The sequence below is a fragment of the Oceanobacter sp. 4_MG-2023 genome (genome assembly GCF_030689165.1).
Taxonomy (GTDB): Bacteria; Pseudomonadota; Gammaproteobacteria; order Pseudomonadales; family Oceanobacteraceae; genus Oceanobacter.
The window spans coordinates 166,905-176,670 of sequence record NZ_JAUYVV010000005.1; the positions used below are offsets into that span (position 1 = coordinate 166,905).

Below are 9,766 nucleotides of genomic sequence, written 5' to 3' on the forward strand. Positions count from 1 at the left end.
ACGCCATCATATCGGGGAAGTATTCCGCAGCCTGAAGCGGTTCCGCCGGTGGGCGGCAATCCGGGATATAACGGTCAGATTGTGATGTGCGGACAGTGGCGCTGCAGCAGAACCATCGACCAGCCTTCAACCGCTCATGACATGACTGACAATACACCCATGGATATCCAACATAACGTCAAGGAGTCTGTATGACTTTTCGCACCGCACTGATAGCCCCGCTGTTGTTGACCTGCTTACCCGTCCTGGCCGACTGGCAAGTCGACAATGATTCAGTGGTCGCCTTCCAGACCACCAAGAATATTAACAAGGTAGAAAATCATCACTTCAAACACGTGTCCGGGGCCGTTAGCAGCACCGGCGCTGCCACTATCAATATCGACCTGAGCAGTGTTGCCACCGGTATCGATATTCGTGACAGCCGCATGCAATCCATGCTGTTTGATACCAGCCGGTTTGCCACTGCCGTGCTGCAGGCCACGGTTCCTGCCAAGGTCATGACCTCGCTGGAACAGGGCAAACCAACACGCTTTACTCTGTCTGGCTCCCTGTCGTTACACGGCAAACAGGCGACGGTCACTACCGAGGTACTTGCCACTCCCGCAGCGGATGCCTCTTTGGTTGTCAGCAGCCTGGCGCCTGTCTTGATTGATGCCGCCGAGTTCGGGCTTGAGGGCGGTATCGAAGCATTACGCAATATCGCCAAACTGACATCCATTACCCAGGTCGTACCGGTAGAATTCACTCTGATCCTGAAGCCGCAGTAACCCGCCTGGCCGACCGTGTCAGGCGTATCGCTTACTGTTTGTACGCCTGACTTCAGCAACCGTGGCGCGCGATCCAAACACGCAGCCACACCGGATGAAATTTGTTAAACTATCATCCTTCTGTTTCTATTATTGCTGGTAACTGTCTTTGATTCTGGTTTTTGACTCTGGTGTTGGTGGCCTTGGTGTTGTCAGGGAGATACACCAGTTACGCCCCGACCTGACAGTGCACTATCTGATGGATACGGCAGCCTTCCCTTACGGCATCCAGAATGATCAAATCCTGACCCGGCGGATTATCGCCTTGTGTCAGCAAGCAGTGGCAGCCCTGCCGGTCAAGTTGCTGGTTATCGCCTGTAATACCGCCAGCACGTTGGCACTCGATTCATTACGGGCAGTACTGGATATTCCGGTAGTGGGTGTGGTTCCAGCCATCAAGACAGCGGCAGAGCAATCAGCCAATGGCGTGATCGGTTTGCTGGCAACACCGGCCACCATCAGTCGCTCTTATACCGACAAGCTGATAAACGATTTTGCCGCTCATTGTGATGTCAGGCGGCTGGGCAGTCGCCAACTGGTTGAATGGGCTGAAAGCCTGGTTCGTGCACCGGATCAATATCATCAAGGCTTGTCAGAGCGCATCCAACAACACCTGTCAGGCTGGATAGAACAAACACCCAGGCCCAGTCATATTGTGCTGGGCTGTACTCATTTCCCGCTGCTACGGCCGTATCTGAGTAAGCTTTGGCCAACGATTATCTGGGTTGACTCCGGTGCAGCCATTGCTCGACGAGTCAATCACTTACTCGGAGCCGCCCCTGCTGATACCAGGCTCGGACAGCTCTATCTGTATCAAACGAATGGCATCGCCGACGCCCGATATTTGAGCCAGTTCTGGTCCGCTGCCGCGTTGCCAGAGAGTATCAACCCTGATTGGGTAAAACTGAATTTGCCAGAAACCACTGGCAATACAGTCAACATAAGCTGTACAAGCAACCCTCTTGTATGAGTATTTTTTAATTTGAGTATAGTGCTCAGGTATTTTGGAAATCTGGATAAAACATGTCAAAACTCGAACACCTTTACAGTGAGGTTCTAACCGACCTGGGAGAGGACATCACCCGTGAAGGCTTGCTGGATACGCCCAAGCGCGCAGCCAAAGCCATGCAATTTCTGACCAGTGGTTATAACGCCAGTCTCGAAGAAGTAATCAACGGCGCGGTGTTCACCAGTGATAATGACGAGATGGTCGCGGTACAGGGCATCGAGTTTTACTCATTGTGTGAACACCATATGCTGCCCTTTATCGGACGCTGTCATATCGGCTATCTACCCAACGGCAAGGTACTCGGCCTATCCAAGTTTGCCCGAATAGTAGACCTCTTTGCCCGTCGCCTGCAGATCCAGGAAAACATGACCAAACAGATTGCTGAAGCCGTCGAAGAAGTGACTGGCTGCCGTGGTGTTGGCGTCATTCTGGAAGCACAACATATGTGTATGATGATGCGCGGTGTGCAAAAACAGAATTCATCCATGCGCACATCTGTTATGAAAGGGGACTTTCGCAGCAATCCGGCCACCCGTAGCGAGTTTATGCGTTTGGTCGGGATGTAACCCGATGACTTCGTGAGCTGCCAGTCTTTTTATACAGGGTATAAAATACCTGGCGCTCCGACAGACTGCTGATCAGATCTGAACGCGCTGCTCCGTAACGCTGCCCGACTCTTTACCAGAGTCCAGATGCTGGTCAGACAGCTTCATACCCACCCAACACCAGCAACCTCCCCCATAGCCATTCCCGCACCCCCTCTGTCATATCCGTAGACCTGCATACTTTCTGATAACCATCAGACAGCCATTTAGTAGCCGTCTAACAGCCGCTGATTGCTACTTCCAGAAACACATTATTCGGCTTTCTGTACCCAGCCAATGACCACGGTGTCACCCTCTGTAACAGCTACCAATAAAGCCATGTCTCTCCCCTATTTATCATTGCGATCCAGTATTACTGAGCGTAGATTCAAGGAAGGAAAAGGAGAAAAGAACCAACAAAAGAGGTAATGGATTATGAAAAATACCTGGTTAGTCACCACCTTGGTGTCGTTGCTTTCAGCGACCAGTCTGACGACTCATGCCCTGACGACTCCGCTTCCAGAGCGGTTACTGTCATTAAATGGCCACCATACCCTGCAACTGGCTGATTCATTATCCCGGGATTATTTTTATATCCGCGATGCCTATACCAGCGCTCTCTATCATGCCCCTTCCCGCACCGGTATACAGCGCCTTGAACTGACGGTTCAATCCGAGCGAATCAGCGGTCGTGGGGTTGGCTTGTCACTGTACGATACCATTGCCATCACGTCGGAATGGGAACAGATGGCCATACTGGAAGCACGCCTGAATGCGCTGGTCAAAATGATGGATACCCGTCTGATACAGGGTGACCGTATTGTTATTGAGTACACCCCCGGCCGTGGCTCGGAAGTAATGGTCAAGAATGAATATATGGGTATTATCCGTGGACAGGACTGGTTTCAGGCGCTGATCCAGGCCTCGATGGCACCCGCTGTTCTTGTTGATGCTCCTGCGTTGCAAGTACAGCCACCACAAACCAGTAACAGTATCTCAGCAGTGTTTTTGTAGGGGGCTTTTTGTAAGTCTGGTTTCGAGTGTTGACCTTGATTATGTGACACGTCAACACATCGCAACCAGCAGATATAAAAAAAGCGGCTTGCGCCGCTTTTTTTATATCAAACCCGAGTAATCAGAACTTGTAACCAGCACCAACAAAGTAAACCAGCGGATCAATTTCTACATCAAGGCCATCAGCTGCACCGCCTTTGATTTTTGTATCGATATCCATTTTCCAAGCTGCAGCATTCACCAGCCAATGATCATTCAGGGCATAGTCAACACCTACGGAGTAAGTCAAACCCCAGCTGGTTTCCAGCCCTTTGGTACCAAGACCCGCATCATCTTCTTCATCAAAGAAGAAGGTATGGTTAACACCCAGGCCCACATAGGGTTGCAGTTTGGAATCGGCTCCCATTGGGTAATACTGTACAGAAACAGTAGGTGGCAAGTGTTTGGTTGTCGCAATCGTAGCGCCATCAATAGCACCACCATCACCTTCGACTTCGTGTTCAAAAGGCGTCGCTGCCAGCAGTTCCACACCGATCTGGGAGGTCACCATATAAACACCGGTCAAACCCAATTGGGTATCTGACAAGACATCCAGTTCACTGCCTGCAACAAGACCACTGCTATCGGCATTACCGTCTTTCGGAGAAACCGTCACAGCACCCGCCTTGACGATAATGTCACCCGCTTCGTAGGCCATAGCCGGGATAGCAGATACTGCAACAACAGTAGCCAGCAGAGTTTTGATCAGTTTCATTTTGCACTCCTTGATTCCGTGCTTTTGGTAGATGAGTGCAGGGTACCCGGCTTGATCTGCACAATTTTGATGCAAATCAAGCATTTAATGCCCCAAAATAAAGACACCTGACAATCTTGTGATAGGTCAATTTGTGTCAACCCTACAAGCTGTCCAACAGTGCTATGGCATGCTTCTTTCATTCAAAGGCAGCAAAAAAACGTTAGCTGAGATACAGTTAGCCATCCCTGATATTATTGTCACCGGATTCAGGCTGAAGTGTGACTACCATCGTGATTGACACTGCCGTCTGACATGATCAGACCCTCTTCATTGAGGCTGATCCACTGGCCATCGTTTTCCTGTCCACCATTGTGAACAACATCCGGAGAAAATCATGGAGTTGACGTTTGATTGAGCAGTTTTCTGCGGCATTCGCTACCCGGATCGGAAGACGATTGCTTTCATACTTGCTATTGGCCAATTTCCTTATCGCCACCTTGTCTTATGGCTGGATGCTGATCGACGACTACCAGCATGGTACGCAACGCCTGCAAAATAACCTGGTCAAGCTGGAGGACAGTTATCACGACAGTCTTGTCATCAGCCTCTGGAATTTCAATTCCGAGCAGCTGCGCACACAGCTGAAAGGCATGCTCAACTTTGACGGCGTTGAGTACATCATGGTCGACAGTACCGACTTTGGTTACGTCGAAACTGGCCTCAAGCCAAACAAGGTTGATATTCGCCACCAATTCAATCTCTATTACGAAGATCAGGACAATAACCGCACCTTTCTGGCAACCCTGACCATTCTGGGCAGTTATGCACAGCTCTACCAACAACTGGAAACCCGCGCATTGAATATGCTGCTGGTACTGCTCTGCCAGACCATTACCATATCCCTGGTATTACTGCTGCTGATCCACCATCTGATTACCCGTCATATTCGCTCATTGTCAGAGTGGGCCAATGCCTTTTCCATTCAAACACCCGACCACCCAGTCACACTTGAGCACCGCACCACCAATACCATGCACAAGCAAGATGAGCTGGACGCCCTGGCCTCTGCCATCGAGAAAATGCGTCTGTCATTACTCAATGACATGCACCTGCGTGACCAGGCCAGAATGGAATTGGAAGATACCCACAATCACCTCAATATGGCGATTGAGAACACCACCATGGGCTTCTGCCGCTATCTGGTTCGTGAAGATCACATGGAAACCAACCGCAACTTTTGTTACCAGCTACGAACCGATCAAGAAGCCCTGAACGGTATGGAAAACCCGTTACATGCTATTTTGGAACGTATGAATTCAGACACCAGTGCAGAGCAACGGGAACGTATTTACCAGTTACTGCAAGGACGGATCAAACGGGTCCAGGGCAAATTTTCCATTCTCAAATTCAATGGTCAGGAAGGTGTATTCGATATCAGCTTTCAGGCCATCCGTTTTCATAACAACCGCCCGAACGAAGTGCTGATCTGCAGCGTTGACCACACCAGTGAATATTATGCTCACAAGCAATTGCAAGATCTGAATCTGCGTATGGAAGCCTCTTTACGCCAGCAACAAGACGAATTCCAGCATATGGCAATGGTGCAAAGCAGCGACCTTGAACGCTTGCAGCGGGAATGTGATCACTTGCGCCATCAGGTAACCAACCGGCAACGCCCCTCATTACTGGCACTGGTTGCTCCCACGCTGGAACAAGCCTCCCAGGCGACAGAGCCAGCTCTGGCGATACCACTGGCGCTGGCAACGCGATCATTTAATGTATTGACCGGACCAGCCAAACAATCGGTAGATCTGGTGCAGTTTATCCAGCATCACTTGTCACAATCCCGATTATCTGTCGCCCTGACCACACCGCTCTCGCTGATTATCGACGTCAAACTGGTACTGATTGAATTCCTGCTCGATCACTTGCTGGTCATGCCTGCCAAAGATAACGCCATCGATCCAGCCCTGACGCTCTCATTACAAGAGCAGGCCCTGACCCTGACGGTGGTACTTGGCAGTCATGCCGATAAACCCCTGCCACTACTCTGGACCCCGTTGTTACGGAATATTTGTGAAGAAATCGTCAATATGGAAGTCAATGGCCACATTCTCTGGAGCGATGACCAGAGCTCGGTGACGGCTGTTATTAAATTACAACTGGAAGACCTTTGATCTGTTACTCAGGCAGCCAGCCGTCAGCAACACATGAATTCTGTTGCTGAACAGCGCTGCAAAACGTACATTCCATTTCCCCATTTCCAGATAAGAGGCAGCTGTGTCCTACCCACATTTTATTGCTGTTGATGCCAGTTCCTACGAAGAAGAAGCACATCCTATTGCGATTGCCTGGTCAATGGCCGATGGCATGATCAAAACCACCCTGCTCCAGCCCGATGATGGTTGGGATGACTGGGATTACGCCCTCGAGGACATTCACGGCATCAGCCAGGATACGCTCTATCAGCGCGGCGAAACCACCTGGGCCGTCGTGCGAGAGCTGGAAAACGATCTGGAACAAACCTTCCTGATGACCGACGATCCCGAGCGCATAGAACCCTTGCTGGCCAAAATCTACGAGGCCTGCAATCGTGAACTCAGTATCGAAGTCGGTAATCATGGTGAAGACATCACCGATCAAGCCGCTCTGGCAGAAGCCACAGAACAGCTGTTTCATCACCAGCTCACCTGTGATGAACGGGTGCTGATCATGCTGCAACTATGGGCTCAACAACATGGCATGATTGAAAAGTTACCGGTACAGGATCTGGAAGAAGACTGACACAGACGTGTCAGTTCTGGTAAGCCGTATCGATCAACCGCACCGCGAGCCACCGTTATCTGGTGAATCGCAAGGCACGGTCAATCAAGTGACCACTCAGCCTATGATGATTGTTAACGCCCGAAAGACGTTAACAATGGGTCGATATTTGTAACAGCTTAATGAACACAACACTCCTGTGCAGCAAGCGTCTTTTTCTGCTCTGGCAGGCTTTCTACCAAGCCGTCAAGATCATCCGCCAGCAAGCCATTCTGGTTGATCTTGCCTTCCCACTGCTGACGCAGGGTCTGTGCAACCCGCACCATTTCTCGTAATGATGGCTCCACTTCTTCCCAGCGGCGGGTTTTCAAACCACAGTCCGGGTTGACCCACAGATGACGCAAAGGAACCACCCTTGCCGCCGCTCGCAGTATCGAGGCCATGGCACCGGCATAAGGTACATTCGGGCTATGGATGTCATAAACCCCCGGGCCAATACCATTGTGATACGGATGCTGTGCCAGACCATCCAGTAATTTACTCGCTGACCGGGCGGTTTCCAGCGTGATCACATCCGCATCCATGGCTTCAATCGCAGGCAGGATGTCATCAAAATCGGCGTAACACATATGGGTATGAATCTGGGTGTCGGCCGCCACATCGGTAGTGGCATAACGGAAACTGTTCACCGCCCAGGCCAGATAGCCAGCCCGATCAGCCTGTTTCAACGGCAGAGCCTCACGTAATGCCGGTTCATCCACCTGAATCATGCCAATACCTGCCGACTCCAGTTCGGCAATCTCAGTCCGCAACGCCGCAGCCAATTGATAAGCAGTTTGTGACAAGGGCTGGTCGTCCCGTACAAAGGACCATTTCAGCAGGGTCACAGGGCCGGTCAACATGCCTTTTACCGGGCGAGCGCTCAGACTGGCAGCATAACGGCTCCACTCGACCGTCATTGCTTGCGGGCGTTCGATATCCCCAAAAATCAGCGGTGGCTTGACACAACGAGAGCCATAACTCTGCACCCAGCCATGACTGGATACCGCAACACCCTCCAGCAACTCACCAAAGTATTCCACCATGTCGTTACGTTCTGCTTCGCCATGCACCAATACATCCAGACCAATATTTTCCTGGATACGGATGCAGTACTCCACCTCAGCCAGCAAACCCGAATGATACTCAGCAGGACTGATCTCTCCCTGACGGAAACGGCGGCGCAGCTGACGGATTTCCGTTGTTTGAGGGAAAGACCCAATCGTGGTGGTTGGCAACAACGGCAACTGCCAGCGCGCCTGTTGGCGCTCAGCCCGCTGCTCATATGGCAAATCGCGTTGCCACTCCTGGCTGGCTGCCGTTTGTGCAACCAGCTTGACTGCCGGCTTGTGCACAATGGCCGATTCGCGACGACCAGTAATTCGGGCCGCTTGCTGGAGCCAGACAGCGCTGCTCAGGGTAGCCTCCGTGTTCAAGGCATCGGCTAACAACCGCCCTTCTCCCAGCTTCTGCTGGGCAAAAGCCAACCAGGGCAGTACTGCCGGAGTGATGCGGCCGCTAGCAGACTCCTCTTTCACATCATAAGGAACGTGCAACAAGGAACAGGACGTTGATACCCAAAGACGGTCATCCAGCCGTGTTGTGATCGGTTTTAACAATTGATAACAGGCATCCAGATCGGTACGCCAAATATTACGCCCGGAAATCGCACCAACCGACAACACCTTGTAAGGCCCAAGCTGGTCGACCAGGGTATCGAGATTTTCAGTTCCAGCCACCTGATCGATATGTAACCCTTGTACCGGCAACGACAAGGCCAGTGCCCGGTTACTGTCGAGGCCACCAAAATAGCTTGCCAGCAATACATTCACGCCACTAAAACGCAGGCTATGGTAAGCCGGTTCAAAGGCCTGACGCCAATCGTCCGGTAGATCCAGCGCCAGAATCGGCTCATCCAGCTGCACCCAGTCGATGTCTTGCTCACGTAACAAGCGGAACAACTCGCTGTATACCGGCAACAGTTTTGGCAGCAGAGCCAGACGGTCCACTTCCTTTTCACTTTTGGCCAGGAAGAGATACGTCAACGGACCAATAATGACCGGCTTAACGTTATTCGACCGTGATTTGGCTGCTGCGATCTCTTCCAGCAACCATTCAGGCTGCAGATTAAACGTATCGTCGGCGTGGCATTCCGGTACCAGATAATGGTAATTGGTATCGAACCACTTGGTCATCTCAGCGGCATGGCAAGGTGTGCCAGAGGGAGCGCGACCCCGCGCAGCCAGAAACATCTGATCAATCAGGTTATCGGTGGTTTTGACCCGTTCTGGTAAATGCCCCAGCAGAACCGAGGTATTCAGTACCTGATCGTACAAGGCAAAATCACCAACGGTCAGAAAATCAACACCAGCGTCCAATTGACGTTGCCAGTTGGACTCACGAATCTCCGCCGCCAGCGTCAACAACTCTGGCTGACTGATATCGCCCGCCCAATAGCTTTCCAAACCACGTTTGAGCTGACGTTGATCGCCAATACGAGGAAACCCAAGAATATGAAACTTTGTCATGCTTTTTCTCTACATCATGAAATTATCACGCATTGTTGCAAACTTCATACATGAGAAAAAACGAAAAATATTGTACTTACATTGAGAAATATTAATTCAAAAGACAACGATGGCCAGTCGCAAAGCAAGACCCACACAGTGCTCAAAACCTGGAACCGTCAGGTAAGGTCAGGTCAGGTCAGGTAAGGTCAGGTCAGGTCAGGTCAGGTCAGAGAGGAAGAGAGGAAGAGAGGAAGAGAGGAAGAGAGGAAGAGAGGAAGAGAGGAAGAGAGGAAGAGAGGAAGAGA

The 9,766-nt window shown here is 51.1% G+C and carries 8 protein-coding genes; 6 read left to right on the top strand and 2 right to left on the bottom strand.

Annotation, left to right across the window (positions count from 1 at the left end; translation table 11 throughout):
* Nucleotides 1-191 precede the first annotated feature (191 nt).
* The 4 genes from Q8W24_RS06015 to Q8W24_RS06030 all read left to right on the top strand — a co-directional run bounded on the left by Q8W24_RS06015 (nt 192) and on the right by Q8W24_RS06030 (nt 3,413).
* Nucleotides 192-767: a YceI family protein gene (locus Q8W24_RS06015; protein ID WP_305413714.1), complete on the top strand. Its 576-nt coding sequence runs from the start codon at nt 192-194 to the stop codon at nt 765-767.
* A gap of 148 nt (nt 768-915) precedes the next feature.
* Nucleotides 916-1,776, top strand: a complete 861-nt coding sequence (gene murI / locus Q8W24_RS06020) for a glutamate racemase (protein ID WP_303434608.1) — start codon at nt 916-918, stop codon at nt 1,774-1,776.
* A gap of 53 nt (nt 1,777-1,829) precedes the next feature.
* Nucleotides 1,830-2,381 carry a GTP cyclohydrolase I FolE gene (folE, locus tag Q8W24_RS06025; protein WP_303434609.1) on the top strand — a complete coding sequence of 184 codons (552 nt, stop codon included), beginning with the start codon at nt 1,830-1,832 and terminating at the stop codon, nt 2,379-2,381.
* A gap of 453 nt (nt 2,382-2,834) precedes the next feature.
* Nucleotides 2,835-3,413, top strand: coding sequence for a chalcone isomerase family protein (locus Q8W24_RS06030; RefSeq protein ID WP_305474734.1), 579 nt, complete (start codon nt 2,835-2,837; stop codon nt 3,411-3,413).
* Nucleotides 3,414-3,534: 121 nt separating this feature from the next.
* On the opposite strand, the gene Q8W24_RS06035 is transcribed toward Q8W24_RS06030, so the two are convergent.
* On the bottom strand, nt 3,535-4,167 hold the full coding sequence (locus Q8W24_RS06035; RefSeq protein ID WP_305413716.1) for an OmpW family protein: 633 nt from the start codon (nt 4,165-4,167) through the stop codon (nt 3,535-3,537).
* Between the two features lie 389 nt (nt 4,168-4,556).
* Between Q8W24_RS06035 and Q8W24_RS06040 the strand changes: the two genes are divergently transcribed.
* Both Q8W24_RS06040 and Q8W24_RS06045 read left to right on the top strand, forming a co-directional pair.
* Nucleotides 4,557-6,326: a hypothetical protein gene (locus tag Q8W24_RS06040; protein WP_305474736.1), complete on the top strand. Its 1,770-nt coding sequence runs from the start codon at nt 4,557-4,559 to the stop codon at nt 6,324-6,326.
* Between the two features lie 103 nt (nt 6,327-6,429).
* A complete protein-coding gene (locus Q8W24_RS06045) occupies nt 6,430-6,933 on the top strand; it encodes a hypothetical protein (RefSeq protein ID WP_303434613.1) in 504 nt (167 codons plus the stop codon).
* A 158-nt stretch (nt 6,934-7,091) separates the two neighbouring features.
* On the opposite strand, the gene metE is transcribed toward Q8W24_RS06045, so the two are convergent.
* A complete protein-coding gene (gene metE / locus Q8W24_RS06050; protein ID WP_305474738.1) occupies nt 7,092-9,479 on the bottom strand; it encodes a 5-methyltetrahydropteroyltriglutamate--homocysteine S-methyltransferase in 2,388 nt (795 codons plus the stop codon).
* Between the last annotated feature and the right edge of the window lie 287 nt (nt 9,480-9,766).